The sequence below is a fragment of the Mesorhizobium sp. M0800 genome, assembly GCF_040320095.1.
Lineage (GTDB): Bacteria > Pseudomonadota > Alphaproteobacteria > Rhizobiales > Rhizobiaceae > Mesorhizobium.
This window is the reverse complement of record NZ_JAMYOZ010000054.1, coordinates 1-18995: the sequence shown is the minus strand read 5'-3', so window position 1 is coordinate 18995 and position 18995 is coordinate 1. Positions and strand designations below refer to the sequence as shown.

The following is an 18995-nucleotide window of genomic DNA, read 5'->3' as shown; positions in this document are numbered from 1 at the left end:
TCATCTTGGCACACAAGAGCGAGTTGCGGAACGTAGTCGGAATAACCTTCGTAACCGGTGAGCCAATTCATGTTCGATTCAGTCAAGACAAGCAGTGCGTCGATGCCACGCTCAGCCATTAGCTGACGCAGCCGAGCCGTGCGTTCGCGATATTCCTCTTGACTAAATGCAGGCATTATTGAATCCTCCTATGTGGACATGTGGTTGCTTGCGTTAGTTAATTCGCGTCCTGTTCTAGTGCGGACGCAGAAAGCTGTTATCTGCCGGGCGAGACATTTTGCTGCGGCTTAGCCGGGCAGCATCTGTATTCTTCGAAGACCGGCGCTTGCTGCCTGCAATCCGTCGGCACTTCCGTACCCCTTTCAGCGCTGACAAACGTCTTGGTTGACCATCACCACCCAAGGCGCATCCGTCAAATATAGATTATGTAATCGGGTCATCTGAAAGCGAGATGGGTGGTGGCTCCTACTATGGAGTGCAGAGGTCGCGCGAACGGCGTGGAACCGTCAGCGGCGATCTCACATAACCCTCCGGATTTCGACGATTTACCGGACAGCATTCGGATCAGAGGCTGGACAGCATCGGACCTGATAGAGCTGTTTGAGGAAGATAGTCCCGGTGGTCCGCTACCATTCGGCGTGTGGACATCAGTCCGCTCCTCGCCAACATCTTCTTGCACTACATCCTTGATCTCTGGGTACGTCAGTGGCGTCGTCGCCATGCACTCGGCCGTGTCGTGATCGTACGCTATGCCGACGATTTAGTCATGGGCTTCGAGAAGAAGGATGACGCGCAAGAGGTGCTCGAATTTGGTTTGGCGCTCCATGAGGGGAAGAAGCGGCTAATTGAATTCTATCCATCCGAGCAGGGCCGCGGGATTTCGGGCGTCGCGCGAGGTAATGTCGGTTCATGGAGCTTGATGAGGACAAGATCGACGATGCAGTTTTGGCGCTGTTATGGCTGACGCTGCATAATGCAGAGGGCTTTTTTGCTTGGCGTCGCTTATGTCGACGATGAGAGGCACACCGAGGCCGATATCGACGGTGAGCTAAAAACGTGTTGGACTAAGCCGCGGGCGCGATTCAGGTTCTATGGGTATTGAATGGTGCGGCTCCGAGGACGGGCGTCGCAGGGACGGTATTGACCTGCGCCGCCGCGGCGTGCACGGGACGAAAGCAGCGCCGATTTTGAACTCGACAAGGGTAAAGATTGCCATCGCGACCTGGCGGAAGGAACTGGTAGACGCGACAGCAGGCCCGTTATGAGGCCGGCCTCGCCGAACGCCGCTACGCCGCCTGCGACCCCGACAACCGCCTGATTGCCGCGCAACTGGAGAAGAACTGGGAGATCGCGCTACGCCGCGTGCGGGAGTTGGAAGCGCGCAAACCTGCCGAAAGCCCTTCAACCATCCAGGTCCAGCCAGATGCCTTTGCCAATCTGGCGGCTAATCTACAGGCAGCCTGGGATGCGCCTGATGTGACGATGTGGGCTCGTCAGCAACTGCTTCGCACGTTGATCGCCGACATTGTCGTCGATGTCGACGATGCTGTGCAGGACGTCGTGCTGACGATCCATGGGAAGGGTGGTCAGCACTCGGAACTCAGGGTGCGTAAACCTCAGACTGGCGAATGGCTGTGCAACGACAGAAGATGCTTGGCGGTGATGCGCAGCATGGCCGGACGCTGGTCCGACGAGCACATCGCCGCCTCGCTCAATCGAATGGGCATGCCCACACCGTGTCGCTTCTGTGAGGCGCGTGCGCGCAATCCATGCCTACAAATCAGCAGACAAGGACGGCACCTGGTTGACCATGACTGAAGCGGCGGCCGCTCTGGGCGTGACCGACCATCGGATACGCCATCTATCAAAACGGGCGTCGTGCCTGCCGAACAGGTCGTTCCTGGCGCGCCCTATCAAATCCGGGCCGATGATCTGGCTTCTGCGCCGGTTCAAGCCGCGACAGCCCGAAAAGGTCGCCCGTGTCGCATCGCTGACATGGAGACACCTCCAATGTTTACAGACCCTTAAAGAAAGATTGCACAATGACTCAGGTCCGGCCACTGGCTGGAAGAGTTGGTTGTTCAGCGATACCATCCACGGAGCCAAGGCCAGCGCCATCATCTACAGCCTGATGTTGACCTGCCGAGCCTGCGACGTCGAGGCCGTTGGCGTGGTTACGCTATGCCCTCACTGAGTAGCCTGCACCGAAGACGCCGAAATCGACGATCTCCTACCCTTCAACTTCGCCAAAACCGCCACTGCCTGATCAGACCAATGCCCTTTCCAATTCGAAGGCGATCCGTCGAAATCGCTGGCGTCAACGTGCCGGGAAAATAGCGCTTACACATAGTCTGGTAGGCCCACTTTAGCCTCCCAAGGCCCTGGCTGTCGTCGAACGTGTTTCGGCGGCAAGCATATTTTCAATGCGGATTTGGTGGCTGCTTGCCCGCTTGAGAACAGCGCACTGAACAATGCGAGATGGAACCTATGGAGAGTAAAGCGCGCTCGTCATCCAGTTCCGAGCGGAGGTGTCATCGCGCACCATTTCGCCTATCTCGCATTCATATGGCGTAGCGGCAGCAAAATCCAGAACCGCAACTAACACAATGACTCTCGGTGCGGTGCACTGATAGCTATGTTGCTCCGGCCAGCGGTCCATCTTCGACGGAGCCGCATTTTAGCGGCAATGTCATCTGGAAACGCGATGGCGCCGTTCGTGACTTTATGCTGGTGATTCGAATGCCAAGTGGCCCATAGTTGATGGACCGTGCTTTGAACCGCATTCGTCCCGCCGATGCAAAGTGAAATGCAACAAATGAAAGGTATCCTGCTCGTGCCTGGTAGTGGTATGTCGCGTTCTCCAATCCCAGCATCATCCCCGGTAGGGGTGCGGAAACCTTCTGCAGCTTCGCCCGCCGTCTTCTTCAAATAGCGGGATTAACATGCGCGGCTATTCGGCATTTTCCATCCTTCGCAATGGCCTTACCGGAGGCAAGTATTGGCGGCGCGCTTGGCGCGCCCCCGATATTAAACCGACCTATGATGTTGTCATCGTGGGTGGCGGCGGGCACGGGCTTGCGACCGCATTCTATCTCGCCGAGAACCACGGCATCCGCAATGTCGCCGTGCTGGAGAAGGGATATATCGGCGGCGGCAATGTCGGCCGAAACACCACCGTCATCCGCTCTAACTATCGCCTCGACGGCAACACCCAGTTCTATGAGTTCTCGATGAAGCTATGGGAGGATTTGTCGCGGGCGCTCAATTTCAACGTCATGTTCTCGCAGCGCGGCATGCTAATCACGGCCCATTCGGCCGACCAGCTCGATAGCTTCGGCCGCCGCGCCAACATCATGCGGCTGAACGGCATTGACGCCGAGATTCTCGACCGTGACGAGGTTCGGCGGCTGGTCCCGTACCTCGATTTTTCCGAAACTGCCCGCTTCCCGATCCATGGCGCCATCTTCCAGGGCCGGGCGGGCACGGCGCGCCACGACGCCGTCGCCTGGGGCTATGCGCGCGCCGCTGACGCCTTTGGTGTCGACATCATCCAAGGCTGCGAGGTGACGGGGTTCGTCCGCGACGGCGAGCGCATCATCGGCGTCGAGACGACGCGGGGTCGGATTGGGGCCGGGAAAGTTGGGCTTGCGGTGGCTGGTCACACCTCGGTGCTTGGTCGGATGTTGGGCCTTGAGCTGCCTATCGAGAGCCATGTCTTGCAGGCTCTCGTGACGGAGCCGATCAAGCCCCTAGTCCACCAGATCGTGGCCCACGGCATCGACCATTTCTACGTCAGTCAGTCCGACAAGGGTGGTCTGGTGCTCGGCGGCGGGCTCGACGGCTACAATTCCTATGCCCAACGCGGCAATCTAGGCATGGTGCGCGAAGTCGCGGAGGCGGCAGTCGCACTAATGCCAAGCATTTCCCGCCTGCGGATTCTGCGCCACTGGGGCGGGGTGATGGATATGACGCCGGACGGCAGCCCTATTGTGTGCCCTACGCCGATAGAGGGGCTCTATCTCAATGGCGGCTGGTGCTATGGTGGATTCAAAGCGACGCCGGCCTCGGGATGGTGCTTCGCGCATACCCTCGCCACTGGCGCACCCCATCCGCTTGTCGCCGCCTACAATCTCGACCGCTTCCGTACCGGCTACACCCTCGACGAGGCTGGCGTCGGTCCGTTCGCCTGGCTCCAATAAACGAGAGGTCGTACGACCATGCTACGCATCAAATGTCCCTGTTGCGGTCCGCGCGACCACGACGAGTTCCGCTACGGCGGCGACGCGTTAGTCATCCGTCCTGCTCACGATGATGCCAATTTCGAGGCCTGGTACCGTTATGTATTCGTGCGCGAGAATCCGGCCGGACCACATCGCGAATATTGGCAGCACGTATTGGGCTGCCGTCAATGGCTGGTGGTCGAACGCGACACACGCGACCACAAGATCGCCTCGGTCCGGTTCGCGCGGGAGGCGAGCACATGAGGCGACTTGATGAAGGCGGCCGGATCGACCGGTCGCAACGGCTCGAATTCAATTTCGATGGCAAGGCTTTCGCCGGTACCCGAGGCGATACACTCGCGTCGGCACTGCTGGCGAACGGTGTGGGCCTTATCGGCCGCAGCTTCAAGTATCACCGACCGCGCGGCTTCTATTCGGCGGGGCCGGAGGAGCCGAACGCTCTAGTGACTTTGGGTACGGCTGGCCGGCGCGAGCCGAACCTGCCGGCCACCACGGTAGAGTTGGCCGACGGTCTAGTCGCCCAGAGCCAGAACCGCTGGCCATCGTTGAGGTTCGACATGCAGAGCGTCAACGGGCTGTTCGCGCCATTTTTATCGGCCGGTTTTTACTACAAGACCTTCATGGGCCCAACGCGGCGGGCCTGGATGTTCTATGAGCATTTCATACGCAAGGCCGCTGGCTTGGGCCGAGCGGGAGAAGAGCCTGATCCGGACCGCTACGAGGTTCGGCATCTCTTCACCGATGTGGCGGTGATTGGTGCCGGGCCGGCGGGACTTTCGGCCGCGCTGGCGGCAGGCGAGGCGGGCGTTAGGGTGCTTCTCATTGAGCAGGATTTCCTGACGGGGGGTATGCTTTTGTCGGAGCCGGCGGACGGCGAAGCCGGGCGCTGGCTTGCTGATATACTTGCAAGGCTCGCCGACCTGCCGAATGTTTCTGTCATGACGCGCACCAGCGCGTTCGGCACTTATGACGGCAATGTGCTGGGACTTGTTGAGCGGCATGGCTCAGGAAGCGTCGATCCTGCAAAAGGAGCGAATCGCCAGACGCTGGCGCTTTTGCGTGCGAAATCGATCGTTTACGCCACGGGCTCGCTCGAGCGGCCGCTTACCTTCGCCAATAACGACCGGCCTGGCATCATGCTGGCCTCCGCGGCGCGAACGTATCTGAACCGGTTTGCCGTGCTGGTGGGTGCGAGAGTGATAGTGGCGACCGACAACGACAGCGCCTATGGCGCAGCCTTCGATCTTGCGGCGACCGGGGCAGAAGTGACAATAGCTGACAGTCGCGCCGAACCGACAAATGAGCTTCTGGAACGAGCACGCCGCCTTGGTATCGCCGTACGTCCGAAATCGATAATTCTCGGTGCCTTGGGGCGTCAAGCCGTGCGCGCGGTTACGCTTTGCGAGCCGGGTGGTATAAATACGCTAGAATGCGACCTGGTCGCGGTTTCCGGCGGCTGGTCCCCTACCGTTCATCTGACCTCCCATCTCGGGGTAAAGCCCGTTTATTGCGAGGACATTCACGCCTTCGTTCCCGGAAAGCTCGACGCGGGGCAATTCGTGGCCGGCGCTGTGAAAGGAGATTTCATCACGGCAGGCGCAATTGAGGGAGGCCGTCGCGCAGGGACCGAGGCATCGTCTGGCTGCGGCGGTGCAACGAGATTAATCCAGTCGGCCGCAAGGCCCGCTGTTGCCGAGAGCAACGCGGAACCTGGTCATAGCCTCTCCGTTGCCTCGCTTCGCCCGGGACCTCGCCATGTCAAGAAAGGTAAGGATGAGAGCCCTGGCATGCGGCCGCAGAAGGCCGAAGGTGCCAAAGGGAAGGCCTTCGTTGACGTGCAGATGGACGTAACTGTGAGTGACATCGCGCTGGCGCATCGCGAGGGGTACGAGTCGGTGGAACACCTTAAGCGCTACACGACGCTCGGCATGGGCACCGACCAGGGCAAGACAAGCAACTTCATTGCGCTTTCGGTGATGGCCGACCTCCGCGGCATAGCGGTTCCGGAAGTTGGCACCACAACTTTCCGGCCGCCCTATACCCCAGTCGCCGTCGGGGTGCTGGCGGGGCGCAGCATCGGTCACCTTTACAAGCCAATCCGGCGCACGCCGATGCATGATTGGCATGTCGCAAACGGCGCGCAGATGCTGGAAACCGGAGCCTGGACGCGGCCCTTGTTCTATTCTGCTTCCGGCCGCGATGTAGAAGAGGCATATGTCGCCGAGATGCGGCTGGTGCGGGAGGCCGCCGGAATGATGGACATCTCCACGTTGGGCAAGATCGACGTCCAGGGGCCGGACGCGGCTGAGTTTCTCGACCGCATTTATGTCAATGGTTTTGCCAAACTGCCGATCGGCCGCTCCCGTTACGGCATTATGTTGCGCGACGATGGCATCGTCTTTGACGACGGTACAACGACCAGGCTCGGCGAGCGGCACTTTTTTATGACGACGTCGACGGCGAAGGCTGCGGACGTGATGTCCCGGCTCGAATTCCTGCTCGATACCGCTTGGTCGGGTCTGCGCGTCTCAGTAAACTCGGTGACCGACGAATGGGCCGCGATGTCGGTTGCCGGTCCGAAGAGCCGCGATATCCTCTCCGCCGCGTTTTCCGATTTAGACGTTTCCAACGAGGCATTGCCCCATATGGGACTGATCGAGGGGAAATATCGCGACAGGCCCCTGCGCATCATCCGTCTCAGCTTTTCTGGCGAGCGGGCTTACGAAATCTACGTTGGCGCGAGCGTTGGTCAGGAGGTGTGGTGCCGGTTGGTCGAAGTCGGCGCGCCGTTCCGTCTTAAGCCCTACGGCCTTGAGGCGCTCGGTACGCTGCGCATTGAAAAGGGCCATATCGCCGGGCCGGAGATCGACGGCAGAACGACGCTCGATGACCTGGGCTTAGGTCGCATGGCCGTCAGACGGAGTGGCTTCGTCGGCGAGGTATTGGCCCGACGCGAAGCCTTTTCCAACCCGAATCGGCCGCAGCTCGTCGGCCTGCAATGTGTCGAGCCGGGCAAGCAGTTGAGGGGAGGTGCTTTTCTGTTCAGGCCTGGCGAGCCGCTGGAGGGCCATGGTCTTGGCGTTATCACTTCGGTGACCTATAGCCCCACGCTCAACGCTTGGATTGGGCTCGGTTTGCTTGCCCGGAATGCCGCGGTAGAGGGCACTGAGATCGTTGCCACTTATCCGACCAAGGGCCAGACTGTGCGGGCCCGGGTAGTCTCGCCCGTATTTCTTGACCCGAAGGGAGAGCGACTGCATGGGTGATGATTCGAACACGGCGAGGCTCAAAACGGCAGCGTATGACTGCGCGATCGTCCAATGCGAGGGGTGGGACGGCGCGATGGCACCATTCGAGGCCGAACTGAATGGGATGCTGGGCGGCCCGCTGCCAACCAAGGTGGGCGAGACATCTCGTCAGGACAACTGGCTCGTCATTCGCATTGCACCGCGGCGGTTCTGGCTGCTTTGCGATGGAACGCCTCCAATTGTCGATGTCGATGCGGAACTTGGTTGCGCGCTCCCGGTCGGCGAGGGCAGGGTGCGGCTGCGGCTCTCCGGCGAGGGTCTCAAACGCCTGCTGGAGCGGTGCGGCTCGATAGATTGGGAGACACTGGGCGAGGGACGAGCGGTCCAGACTGGCTTCCATCGCGTGCCGGTCCTGCTGTTGCGCAGCGGCACACTCGAGTGCGACCTTTTCGTCCCACGCAGCCTCAGCGAGAGCTTGAGGAAGTGGATTGCCGACGCCTCCGCGGACGGTAACTGACTAGTACCTCGAACCGGTCGAAGTGGGCTGCCCATTTACCCGCTGACCTTGCCCCGTTGAAATAATCCATTTTGAAGTAAGCTCTGGCCGATTGAGAGGAGCAGGGAATGAAGCGCAAACCGTTTCACAGACGAACAGATCATTGGCATTCTGAAGGAGCACGAGGCGGGCACGCCGGTCTCGGAGCTTTGCCGCAAGCAGGGCGCCAGCGACGCCAGCATCTAAGAAGTCGAAGGCCAAATTCGGCGGCATGGACGTGCCCGATGCCAAGCGGCTGAACACGCTGGAGGACGAAACACGAAGCTAAAGCGGCTTCTGGTGTAAGCGATGCTCGACAATGCTGCTTTTAAAAGACCTTCAGTTTGGAGGCGGCAGTGTCCGGTCCGGCTTTGAGGAACAAACAAAGTGACGTGGAGTCTTAGTTAGGTCATCACAACAATTTTCGCCTTTGTGCCATTGCATGGTAGTTGGTGAGCAGGAAAAGCGATCGCACCACCGCAGTACAGGGTGTTCCCTCCAGCCGCCCCGCTTCCAGTCGCTGCACTAACGTACGAGGATCACCGAGGCGGTAGCGCTCACCTGGTCGGCCGCACTCAGGATCAGCCTTGCCAGGATGCTTTGCCCCCCGCGATTTCCTCCCCTTGAGGCTTCTCGACGCCAGCTGCCGTGCCAGAGGACGCACAGCTGCTTGGGCCGGCATCCGAAAACGTAAACAGAGCAGACCTCCGCCTCACCCAAACCTGATATTGAGGGTTCCCCAACTCACGATGGCGTCCTTAAACCCGCAACTAACCTGGCATTAGCCTTGCCCCATAGTGTGGCACATCGCGTGGCGACAGATCCGCTCGTGGGGTATGAGCGGGGCGGCGAATGGCGCCGGCGTATCGCGGCCGATCCGCGCCAACGCTTGCTCGCAAGGGTCCGGCCACCGCCTTGCATGCTGTCATCTCGTCGCGAGAAGACACCAATCAGCAAACTGAATTGGACGCCCGCGGCCGCCGGTTGTCTACTGTCGCTCAACGATATGCATCAATTGTAGCCGCTAGGTTTCTCGAAATGAACGCGTCTTTTTCGCTGCGGTTCCCACTAAGACTGCAACACTCCGCGTTCAGGCTGAGCCTCCATTCTTACGCGAAGCTTTGTAGTCAGCGAACGACGAAAACTCCGGTGGACTTCTTTGATAGTTCGCTCTCACACTGAGGTGTGCACACGCCACCCCGAGCGGATCGACGAGAGTGGTGTCAGCGATGTCGAGAACGATATGTACTTAATAATCGATTTAACGCGTACGTTCGCAAGGAGCGGCCAGACTGACTCCTATGGCATCAACTATTGGGCAAGCTCAGTTGAGACTGCGCTGGCTGTTTGCGCCAAGCGCTACTGATCGCGTACCGCAAGGAATCCGCCAACTTGGATGCGATTATCCCTTGAGTTCGCAATTTGAGGTTCCATCCATGACGTTTCAATCCCGCCGCGCTCTTGGAATTCTTGAGCTTGATGAAGGAATCTCAAGCGAAAGCCCACCGAGCGTTCCGCGTCCGGGTTCCCTGTTGGACCCGGTAACCTTTGATCGCCCAATCATGACGGAAGTCGTACAGGGGGCACTGCCGGACACGGTCATTCGTGGCGAGCCTTCACTTGAAGGCGCCTGTTTGGCGGCCGCTCGTCGCTTGGTCGAACGAGGCGCAGCCGTGATTTCTTCTGATTGTGGATATTTCATGCGGCATCAAGCGGCAGTCGCCGCTGCGGTCGATGTTCCCGTTGTGATGTCCAGCCTGCTCCTGGTGCCGACGTTGCTGCGACTGTTGGCACCTACTCATAAGATTGCTGTCGTGGCCGCTGACTCTAGACATTTCAGGGAGGATCTGCTTGGATTGGAAAATCCAAGAGATCGAGCGAGAGTGGTCATCGGCGGCGTTGAAGCCGGCGATTTTTTCCGCAATGCGCTGATGCATCCTCCAATCCCGACAAAAATCGAACAGATCGAAACTGAAGTCTCCGCCTGCGTCACGCGACTTCGCGCTGAGCACTCTGAAATCGGGATGCTGCTTTTCGAATGCACGGGGTTCCCTCTTATCACGAAGGCACTCCGCCGCCGTACAGGATTACCGACCTATGACATTACGGACCTTTGCCGGCTAACACTTGCATCCGTTGTATAGCCAGTTCGAAACATAAGTCTCCAAATTGAGGTGATCTATGACCACTGAATTTTCGACGACCCTTCCGTTCCCCATCATCGAGTATGAACGCCGACAGCAAAAGGTCTTAGAGGCTATGGAACGAGCCAACCTTGATGCCCTCTTGGTAACCGCTCATGGCCACCTTCAATATCTCAGCGGATACGACGGGACCGGTGCATATTTTATGCCGTTCCCATTGATCCTCGTACCGGGGCAAAAGCCGACCTTCGTCATCCGACAATATGAACTCGGCGGCGTCCGTGCAAACAGCTGCGTGGAGGAAATACTAACCTATCGGGACGAGGAGGGTTTTGCCGCTGTTTGCGCCGATGCTATCCGTCGATTTAGTTTAACTGGCCATAGAATTGGGCTTGAGCTCGGCTGCTGGAACCTTGCGCCGGCGGACGTTAACGCACTTCAGGCGCATCTTCCCAATGCGAAGTTCGTCGATGCGAGTCGTCTAGTGGCAACGGTAGGAGCTGTAAAGACCGAGCTGGAACTCCAAACGATGCGATTCGCGATGAATTTGACTGATGTGGCCATCAAAACGTTCCAACATTCCCTGCGAGAGGGCATTACCGAAGCGGAAGTGCTTGCGAACATTGACCAGGAAGTTGAAAAGGCTGGTGGTGTAATCAAAAAGCCGCAGATAACTTTGCTGTTCGGCGAGCGGACGAAGCTTTCGCACGGCAGGGCGAATCAGCATCCGATCAGTAACAATGAGCCAGCCTTCGTCGAACTTGCTGGACTGAAGAACGGTTATCCCTGTGCACTGGTCCGGAGTGCCGTACTTGGTCGGCATGCCGAAACGGAGGTTCTCCACGACCTCTCGATTGAAGTTCTTGAGGCAGTTATTTCTGCGATTAGGCCTGGTGCGACCGCCGGCGAAGTTGATGTTGCCGGACGAGAGGTGCTCAAGCGAAATGGGCGTCCGGAGTTGCTTAACCACCGGGTCGGCTACCAAACCGGCATCAATTGGGTTGAGCGCGGTAACATCAGCCTTCAACCTGGTGCTAGCGACATCCTTGAGCCAAACATGACCTTGCATATGCCAATCATCTTGCGCGGAGAGAGTGGTTACCAGTTCGGAACCAGCGAGCACGTTGTAGTAACAGAGCAAGGGGCGGAAATACTCAGCCGCACACCTCACACGCTGTACTATGCATAGATCGAGAGGGCGGAGTTCTGCCTGTCAAATGAACGATGCCGAGAGATTTCAGTGTGAGGCAATCGAACAGCGCCGCGACTTTCTTTGAAATCCTAAGCTCGAGCAAAGGGTAGACGAGACGGCACTGTTCGTGGCCATTGGTTCTAATGAGCAATCTCACGACGACTGCGGCGTTCTGAAGCGACACATGAGTGAGGAGTTAAGAACTTGCTAGAGGATGCTGCGCGCCGATTACGCGCGAGATTAGCCCAGGCATAGGGTATTCATCACGAGCTTGATACAGTTGCGGCCCACGTTACTGGTCGCGGTTTGCCGGGATTTGTCCCCGCGATGGTCGTGAGCGCACCGACGCATCTGCTAGGCTAGCAGCCAGTTGCCGTTCCCGAAGTGCGTCGATAACGACGCTTACAGTAGAGGTTTAAAAGATGTCGGCAGCCACCGGATCAAACAGCGCACTTGAATCGAGCCTCCTGGAGGCTAGGGACCGCTTTATTTCTGAGCACCGCCGAAGCTGCGAACTTCACAACCAAGCCCGTACCGTCATGCCTGGTGGAAACACACGCTCGGTCCTGTATTATCAACCGTTTCCGATTGCGATGGACAAGGGGGAGGGCAGTACGCTCTGGGACATCGATGGCCATGAGTTTGTGAATCTCTGCGGCGAATACACGGCTGGTCTGTTTGGCCATTCGGAAATGCGGATCCACGCTGCAGTTCAGCAAGCTATGACGCGTGGTTTAAGCCTCGCAGCAGTGGGCAGGGCCGAATACGAGCTTGCAAAGCTCATCTGCGCGCGGTTTCCGTCGATAGAACTCGTACGCTTCACCAACAGCGGCACAGAAGCCAATCTAATGGCGCTGACGGCGGCCCGTGTCCACACCGGCCAAGACAAGATCCTCGCATTCCGCGGCGGCTATCATGGCGGTGTGCTATTGTTTACTCCCCAGGGTCCGTCCCCGGTTACTGTTCCGTTCCCATTCCTTTTGGCCGACTACAATGACACGGACTCAGCCACCGCGGTGATAGGGCAGAATCGGGATCGGCTCGCAGCAGTAATTGTCGAACCCATGCTCGGTAGTGGCGGCTGTATCCCAGCGGAGATCAGTTTCCTGAAAGCACTGCGGGAGGCTACGCGGGAAACCGGCGCTCTTCTGATCTTCGATGAGGTCATGACATCGCGCATGTCTGATGGTGGGCTCCAAAAGCGCCTAGGAATTATTCCCGATCTTACGACACTGGGCAAGTACATAGGCGGCGGCATGAGCTTCGGGGCCTTCGGCGGTCGGGCCGACGTGATGTCTCTCTTCGACGGGCGCCTGCCGCACGCGGGTACATTTAATAACAATGTTCTGTCGATGGCCGCGGGTCGCGTCGCGCTGGGTGAAATCTTCACACAAGCTGCAGCGGAGGATTTGTACGAGCGCGGCGAGCGTCTGCGGGCGTCACTGAACGATCGGCTCACGAACCTCGGCGTGGCGATGCACTTTAGCGGAGTGGGCTCGCTGGCAACCGCACATTACCGCGCCCCCATGAAACTCCGTCCCTACACGCCGACTGCCCGGGAGGATGGTTTGCGCGAACTGTTCTTTCTCGACATGCTGCGAGCTGGTTTCTATCTCGCCCGACGTGGCATGATCGCGCTTAGCCTCCCGGTCCAACAATCGGATCTCGACCGCTTCGTCGATGCGGTGGAGGAATTCGCCATCACCCGACGAGGGGTGCTTGGGTCGGCCGAGGCAGCGATGTGAGTACGGCCTGCCAGACTCCGACCTGAGGAGCCGGCGGTCGAGCAGAAGCGCGATGGGGGTGCTATCGGCCACACCTTATCAGCGACTGCAGAACACCCGCGTGTGCCAGCCGAGTCAATGCTCAGTTGGAAAACCTGTTGTTGACCTTGGATCCTATCCTGCTGCTGCGACAGATCCGGGAGAGTTGGACGACGCTGCAGTCACTCCCGCATCGTGCTCGGATCCGCAACGCTCGCCCAATTGCTGCAGGTGTACGCGTTAACATGAGGTGGGCGCTCGATCAACACGCCCGCCCAGGTCCTCTGGCGGCAGTGACTGCGGACCTACTGGACTGGTTCAAGGCTGAATCGTGGCGGACTGGTCGTCTTTGGAACATACGGTCTCACCTATTAAGACCCAGCGCTCCCAAAGCTCTTGCTTGTCAAGCGCATCGAAGAATTGACCCTCCCTATTGCCTCACCCGAGAATGTTTTGTGCGCTGAGATGGCCCTTATCTTCTCCCGCCGCGGCTAGATAGTCGACCGTGAACAATCTTGACCGCTAAGCGCCAAGCTGCTTCAGCCGGTTCAGGAACGCGGCGATCAAGAGCCACAAAAATTGCTTCAGTCACCTGAGCAGGAGGGAGAAGTTATAGCCGGCTGCGGCCAGGATGGCGTTGATCGCATCGCCTTGGGTGTGAGCGAGGTAATTGCGGCCCATTCTGTGTTCGTTCTTGATGTGGCCGATCACCGGCTCGACGGCCGATCGCCGCCGCATCTGGCGCTTGACGGCCGGTGTCACGCGGCGCTTCTGACCAGCGGTGAAGACCCTGAACTTACGGCTTTGCGGCGCGTTGTGGCCGCGATAGCCGGCGGCGAGAACGCTGCTGATCTCGTTGCCGATGGTCTTTTCCATGTCAGGGATGATCGCTGCGAGCGTGTGGCCGTCATAGGGATTGCCGGGCAGCGCTTTTGCATGCAGGCCGAACTGGCCACCCTTTGAGCGCTTCAGCGTGGCGGCCACCGACACCTTCACCCCGAACTCGTAGGGCGCATGCGCCTTGCCCTTGCCGATGCATTCCACCTCGTGCGCATGCAGGCTGTAGATTTTGCGGCCGCGCTGGCGCTGACGCTGCTCGAGAACGGTGGAGGCCTGGTAGAGCGGCCACTTGAAGATCGCGTCCAGCTCCGCGTCGCTGGCGATCTGACGGGAGATGTCGCGGTGCGCCCCAGATACGTCCTGAGCCTGCGCAGGGCCTTGTTGGCCCGCTTGAATTGCTTGGCGTGGGCGTAGCGCTGGTGCTTGATCAGCGCCAGCTTGCCGACCCGCACATAGGTCTGGCGCAGGTCGAGCCGCGTCTTCTTCGCCAGCCGCACTAGCCGCTCGCGGGCGCGATGGATGAGCTTGGCGTCGGTCGGGAACATCACGTTCTTCGGCTGCACGGTCGTGTCCACGATCACTTGGCGCGTGTCGGTCGGCTTCATCGCCCCGGTCTTGACTGCAATGCTGAGGCTTTCCTGCAAGAGCGCGACGATCCGCTCCTCGCCCATGCGGCTGCGCCAGCGCGTCATCGACGAGCGGTCGAACGGCAGGTCGTGGCGGAAGAACTCCTCGCCGCACAGATACTGGAAGTAGGGGTTTTCCACCCAGCGCTCGCACAGCACCTCGTCCGACAGGTTGAAGGTGTGCTTGAGGATCGCCAGCCCCGCCATCAGCCGGGTTGGCAGCGGCGCCATGCCGGGACCGTCCGAATAGACCGCACCGAAGCGCGCCTCCAGCACCGGCCAGTCGATCGCCTGCGCCAGGCGCACCAGCTCGTGCTTCATGTTGATGATCTGATCGAGCCTGGAGCGGAAAAGATCCTGCTCTCCCGTCTCGCGCTTCTCGCGTGGCCTGCCCATCGCCTGGCTCCGATTCACTGCGATGAAAGCAGTGAATCACGCTTCGCCAGGCGGCGACATCGCAAACTGGAATTGCAAGAAAACTATCCACAAACTGGCCGTTACCTGCAATTCGGAAGCCTGAAAAGTAGACTATTCCTATGCGATATCAGCGGCTTCCGTATTCTTCACGGCCGACTAGATAAGCGCGCGCGCTTCATCCAGTCTTCATCGAGTATCTGCCCGGCTATTTCGATACGCCAAGCCTAACGGCCATTGGCACCGTTCACAGGCCGAAGAGTCCTGCGTTCGCGCCAGCAACGGTGTCAGCATCTTCGCAGAATTCGATGACGGCGTTGATGTGCGGATTGACCTCGTCGTGGGCTTGGCGGGCTAGGCGCGTCAATTCCAAAGGCGTCACGGCGCCGGCGTTCACCAGCGAAGCCAAACCGGTGGCGTCGTATTTTACATGTCCACTTAGCCACACGGATTCTATCTTCCATTTGGATTTTGCTGCTGCTGATTTCCGGTTGCGCGAAAAAGCCATAGCATGAAAATGGCCGCCATCCCGAGCATAAAGCTGGCATCTCGGCGTTTCGCGGTCGAGACCTCAGCGACGATTCGCGATCATTAGACCTCCACGTCTTAACCGGCGCGATGACCAATTTCGGATGATAGCTTAGCTCCTCCGCCATCGCCATTCGGAAGGATGACCCCGCCTTTTTTTCGTTTGGCTCTATGAAACTGCCCCCCCGCGGCAGATAGCCTACGCATTGCGACAGCGCGTGGGGGACTCGAAACACCTAGTGGATGTCTCGCAGAATTTGAAATTCAATCTCTGTATCGGCGGCATTTTGGACCTAGATGGCGCCGTGACCTGCCTCAGGATAAGTTTTGGCGGGCTGCCACCGCGCGATCCGGCGTTGTCCTAAATCGACATGGGCTTCACTTTTGCTGCGGTCGCAGAATATCTGAAGTGATCTGACTCTGCAACGGAAGCCCCCGTGTCTAGTCCCGATTGTTGCGAGCGGACAAGAGAACCGGGCTCACCCCAAGGCAGAACGCTGACACTTCCACTTGCGGCCGTGACTAGGCCGATACTGACCTCCCACTATTTCTTTCTTCTGAAAGTCCAAGCGAGCGAGAGCATCGTCGTTAGCCAATACACGGACTCTAAAATTGGCAGCGGCTGAGTCAGGACATAAGGAGGGCCGTTCAATGCCTCGAGGTCGTCGTCTGTCGAAGGCTCCGGTGCGATGCTAGCCAAGTAGCTTTATGAAGATCGCTACTGTTAGCTCGGCTACATGAAGACAGGATCTAGGAATGCCAAATCAATGCAGACCGTACATAGCGCCCGGACCATGCGCTCCAACAGCTGCGACTGTTGTTTGCCTCCTTCGCCTACGAGCTGATCTACGCCTTGCGCCGCATCGGCCTGACGCGCACGCGCCTCGCCAATGCGACCTCCGGCAATATCCGGCTGAAGCTCCTGAAGATTGCACCCGGGTCCGCGTGTCGGTGCGCCTATCAAGATCGCCATGGCGTAGGCAGGCCTGTCTCTACGCCGACGAGTTCGCCCTGGCCCCAGGCCCGAATATGCCTTGCGGTCCGATGATGCCGCCGGCCTGACCGCCTTCCCGCCAAGGAGCATCACTGCGACCAGGTTCGGACCCCTCAGCCGTGATCGGAAAGGTGCCCGCTACTCGGAGGATAACGCGCCGATACTCAGAAAAGGTGGTTACGGCGGAACTGCAGGTGCAATGGAACCAGGCACTCATCTGTGTCGGAGAGAACGAGAGCAACATCGCCGCGCATATTGCCGCGAATCCGAGGCATCACCGGGCTAGCAACGGGCACCACAGCGCGGAGCCCACACATTCTCCAGGCGTTTGATCGACGCCAGCGATGAACGCCAGCCTAAAGAAGGGGTGCACCTTCATTTAAGATGTCGACCATAACGGATCGCTTCAAGAGCGTTCAACCATCTAGGTTCTAGATGACTAGGATATTGAGAACATTCTTGCCACCTGTTGGCCGACCGAACAAAATGTGAGCGCAACGGTATCCAGAGATCTTTGAACGTGGTCTTCAAATCCAAGTCTCAGATGCGGAACGGAGCCCTTGCCACGGCTAATTTCACACAAAGGGAGGACTTGATGAACAAGCTGACGACGATCATAGCGGCTGCCGCATCGCTCGCAATTGCGTTCGTGTCTTCGTCGATCACGGCCAATGCCGGCGACGTACTCGACAACGTGCTCGCCACAAAGACGCTAAGAGTGGCAGCCGGGACGGACTGGGGGACGATTTCATTCTTGAACGACAAACATGAGCTCGATGGTTCTGATGTGGACCTCGCCAAAGCCATCGCGGAAAAACTTGGCGTGAAAGTCGAATTCGTGACACCGGGCTGGGATATCATTACCTCAGGCAAATGGCAGGGTCGCTGGGATATGGCCATGGGCGAGATGGTACCCACCAAGGCCCGCGCCGAAAAGCTGGACTTCCATGTGTACGCCTACTCGCCGGCGGTCGCCATCGTTCACAAGGATAGCAAGGCGGCCAAGCTTTCCGATCTCGATGGCAAGGTGATCGGCGTCTCAACAAACTCAGTGCAGGAGTCTTATGCCAATCACACCTTAATAGCTGACTGGGTAGGCGCTCAGCCAATAGAATTTCAATTCACGCCGGGCAACGTGAAGATTTATGGAACCGTCAATATCGCGCTTGACGACCTTCGGCTTGGGGACGGTGTTCGTCTCGGTGCGGTCCTCGGTGACCAAGAGGACGTAGCCGGCGCACTCAAAGCCGGCTATCCAGTGAAAGAGCTCGCTGAGTCCCTATTCTTCTCGCCTGGAGCTATGTCAGTTCTGCGCGGCGACAAGGAGTTCAGCGACAAGATTGCGGAGGCCCTCCAGAGCGTGAGGGATGACGGCACGCTCTCCAAGATATTGGTCAAGTGGTACGGCATGGATCGCTCCGTGAAACAGTAAATGTCGTAAGCTGTAGCGGCCGGGAGGCGTGTACCGGTCGCTCTTTTTTGGGTCAATGCTCCATAAGGACATAGTTGGATCCGGGGTGCTCGTCCAAAGCTGGTGTTGATCGCTTCGCGATTGGGTACTCGCAGTTTTTCTTTGGGTTAATCTCACGGTACGACGATGGGCGAGCTTGCGCGGCTGGTCAATCGGCGAGCCGCTGGAGAGCGGTGTCTCCGGGCCCTCCGTGATTGCGTTTGTGATCGCGGTCTTGTTCTGCCGCTCGTCCTCGGTAGCCGTCGCCTCGAGATCTTCCAGTTGCAGTTCCATCTGCTCGAGCAGCCGCGCCTTGCGCTCCGAACGGCTGCCATAAAGCTCACGCCGAAGCTTCTCGATCTCCAGCTTGAGATGGGGGATCAGCGTTTCCGTGCTGGAGTTCACCGCCTGCGCGCGAGCAGCAACTGCCTCTGCCTCGACGCGGGCGGCGCGCTCGGCGAGGATCATCGCGTGGCGCTCGCAAGGTCTGAAGGAAGGGCGGCGGACTTCAAACTCACAAGGCGAGAGAATCATATTCGCCAGCGATTTCAAAGGCCAAAAATGTTATCCGACGCTCGTCGGACGCCAGGTTTCCTGCGGATTTCGCCAGTCGATTCCGAACAGCAGATAACGGAGCTGAGCCGGAGTGATCGTCACCGTTCCATCCGCGATCGACGGCCATAGGAAGCGCCCGCGTTCCAGCCGCTTCGTGAACAGGCACGCGCCCTGGCCGTCGTGCCAGATCACCTTCAGGAGATCGCCCCTGCGTCCACGAAAGCAGAACAGATGGCCGCTCAGAGGATCGCGCAGCACCTCCTGCACCTGCAATGAGAGGCCGGGGAAGCCCTTGCGGTGATGCGGAGCTCCGCATATCCGCAAGGGTGCGGTAGGGGCTGGCCGCACTTGTTCGCGAGACGATGGGCGCTGATCCGCTCTTATGCGTCGCCGGGCGCAATTTAAGAGGGGGGAGGGGCCGGCGGCGCGCGCCAGGCCGCGCCGGCCCAACGCCAACCACGAAAA

Annotated in this window: 12 protein-coding genes and 7 pseudogenes; 14 read left to right on the top strand and 5 right to left on the bottom strand. The window is 58.9% G+C overall.

Annotation, left to right across the window (positions count from 1 at the left end):
• Positions 1–176 (bottom strand): aminopeptidase P family N-terminal domain-containing protein (locus NKI18_RS32170; RefSeq protein WP_353021884.1); only part of this gene is annotated, 176 nt, incomplete at its 3' end.
• A gap of 452 nt (positions 177–628) precedes the next feature.
• Between NKI18_RS32170 and NKI18_RS32165 the strand changes: the two are divergent.
• The 12 genes and pseudogenes from NKI18_RS32165 to NKI18_RS32115 all read left to right on the top strand — a co-directional run.
• Positions 629–853 (top strand): annotated as a pseudogene (locus NKI18_RS32165) (reverse transcriptase domain-containing protein); the annotation flags it as partial.
• Between the two features lie 56 nt (positions 854–909).
• Positions 910–999 (top strand): annotated as a pseudogene (locus NKI18_RS33490) (DUF6429 family protein); the annotation flags it as partial.
• Positions 1000–1248: 249 nt separating this feature from the next.
• Positions 1249–2028 (top strand): annotated as a pseudogene (locus tag NKI18_RS32160) (recombinase family protein); the annotation flags it as partial.
• Positions 2029–2056: 28 nt separating this feature from the next.
• Positions 2057–2266: pseudogene (locus NKI18_RS32155) on the top strand (transposase domain-containing protein); the annotation flags it as partial.
• A 676-nt stretch (positions 2267–2942) separates the two neighbouring features.
• Positions 2943–4199: a sarcosine oxidase subunit beta family protein gene (locus NKI18_RS32150; protein WP_353021882.1), complete on the top strand. Its 1257-nt coding sequence runs from the start codon at positions 2943–2945 to the stop codon at positions 4197–4199.
• Between the two features lie 18 nt (positions 4200–4217).
• Entirely contained in the window at positions 4218–4484 is a 267-nt protein-coding gene (locus NKI18_RS32145) for a sarcosine oxidase subunit delta (RefSeq protein ID WP_353021879.1), read from the top strand.
• Complete coding sequence (locus NKI18_RS32140) at positions 4481–7507, top strand: sarcosine oxidase subunit alpha family protein (protein WP_353021876.1); 3027 nt, start codon at positions 4481–4483, stop codon at positions 7505–7507. The genes NKI18_RS32145 and NKI18_RS32140 overlap by 4 nt, the downstream gene beginning before the upstream one ends.
• Positions 7500–8006: a sarcosine oxidase subunit gamma gene (locus NKI18_RS32135; RefSeq protein WP_353021874.1), complete on the top strand. Its 507-nt coding sequence runs from the start codon at positions 7500–7502 to the stop codon at positions 8004–8006. Before NKI18_RS32140 ends, NKI18_RS32135 begins: the two co-directional genes overlap by 8 nt.
• 138 nt (positions 8007–8144) lie before the next feature.
• Positions 8145–8327: pseudogene (locus NKI18_RS32130) on the top strand (transposase); the annotation flags it as partial.
• 1133 nt (positions 8328–9460) lie between these two features.
• Positions 9461–10168: an aspartate/glutamate racemase family protein gene (locus NKI18_RS32125; protein ID WP_353021871.1), complete on the top strand. Its 708-nt coding sequence runs from the start codon at positions 9461–9463 to the stop codon at positions 10166–10168.
• 37 nt (positions 10169–10205) lie between these two features.
• Entirely contained in the window at positions 10206–11357 is a 1152-nt protein-coding gene (locus NKI18_RS32120; protein ID WP_353021868.1) for a M24 family metallopeptidase, read from the top strand.
• Positions 11358–11782: 425 nt separating this feature from the next.
• Positions 11783–13105 carry an aspartate aminotransferase family protein gene (locus NKI18_RS32115; RefSeq protein ID WP_353021865.1) on the top strand — a complete coding sequence of 441 codons (1323 nt, stop codon included), beginning with the start codon at positions 11783–11785 and terminating at the stop codon, positions 13103–13105.
• A gap of 609 nt (positions 13106–13714) precedes the next feature.
• Here NKI18_RS32115 and NKI18_RS32110 read toward each other — a convergent pair.
• Positions 13715–14985, bottom strand: a pseudogene (locus NKI18_RS32110) (IS5 family transposase); the annotation flags it as partial.
• 265 nt (positions 14986–15250) lie between these two features.
• Positions 15251–15511 carry a hypothetical protein gene (locus tag NKI18_RS32105; protein WP_353021863.1) on the bottom strand — a complete coding sequence of 87 codons (261 nt, stop codon included), beginning with the start codon at positions 15509–15511 and terminating at the stop codon, positions 15251–15253.
• Between the two features lie 828 nt (positions 15512–16339).
• Between NKI18_RS32105 and NKI18_RS33485 the strand changes: the two genes are divergently transcribed.
• The gene (locus NKI18_RS33485) at positions 16340–16579 is read left to right on the top strand and encodes a hypothetical protein (RefSeq protein WP_502900799.1); all 240 of its coding nucleotides are present in this window, start codon (positions 16340–16342) and stop codon (positions 16577–16579) included.
• A 541-nt stretch (positions 16580–17120) separates the two neighbouring features.
• Positions 17121–17957: a transporter substrate-binding domain-containing protein gene (locus NKI18_RS32095; RefSeq protein WP_353021860.1), complete on the top strand. Its 837-nt coding sequence runs from the start codon at positions 17121–17123 to the stop codon at positions 17955–17957.
• A gap of 264 nt (positions 17958–18221) precedes the next feature.
• On the opposite strand, the pseudogene NKI18_RS32090 reads toward NKI18_RS32095, so the two are convergent.
• Together NKI18_RS32090 and tnpB are read right to left on the bottom strand one after the other, a co-directional pair.
• Positions 18222–18493, bottom strand: a pseudogene (locus NKI18_RS32090) (transposase domain-containing protein); the annotation flags it as partial.
• A 46-nt stretch (positions 18494–18539) separates the two neighbouring features.
• A partial coding sequence (gene tnpB, locus NKI18_RS32085) for an IS66 family insertion sequence element accessory protein TnpB (RefSeq protein WP_353021857.1) occupies positions 18540–18995 on the bottom strand: 456 nt, incomplete at its 5' end.

Coding starts and splice junctions, on each gene's coding strand:
- NKI18_RS32150 (WP_353021882.1), top strand. CDS start 2,943: ATGCGCGGCTATTCGGCATTTTCCATCCTTCGCAATGGCCTTACCGGA.
- NKI18_RS32145 (WP_353021879.1), top strand. CDS start 4,218: ATGCTACGCATCAAATGTCCCTGTTGCGGTCCGCGCGACCACGACGAG.
- NKI18_RS32140 (WP_353021876.1), top strand. CDS start 4,481: ATGAGGCGACTTGATGAAGGCGGCCGGATCGACCGGTCGCAACGGCTC.
- NKI18_RS32135 (WP_353021874.1), top strand. CDS start 7,500: ATGGGTGATGATTCGAACACGGCGAGGCTCAAAACGGCAGCGTATGAC.
- NKI18_RS32125 (WP_353021871.1), top strand. CDS start 9,461: ATGACGTTTCAATCCCGCCGCGCTCTTGGAATTCTTGAGCTTGATGAA.
- NKI18_RS32120 (WP_353021868.1), top strand. CDS start 10,206: ATGACCACTGAATTTTCGACGACCCTTCCGTTCCCCATCATCGAGTAT.
- NKI18_RS32115 (WP_353021865.1), top strand. CDS start 11,783: ATGTCGGCAGCCACCGGATCAAACAGCGCACTTGAATCGAGCCTCCTG.
- NKI18_RS32105 (WP_353021863.1), bottom strand. CDS start 15,511: ATGGCTTTTTCGCGCAACCGGAAATCAGCAGCAGCAAAATCCAAATGG.
- NKI18_RS32095 (WP_353021860.1), top strand. CDS start 17,121: ATGAACAAGCTGACGACGATCATAGCGGCTGCCGCATCGCTCGCAATT.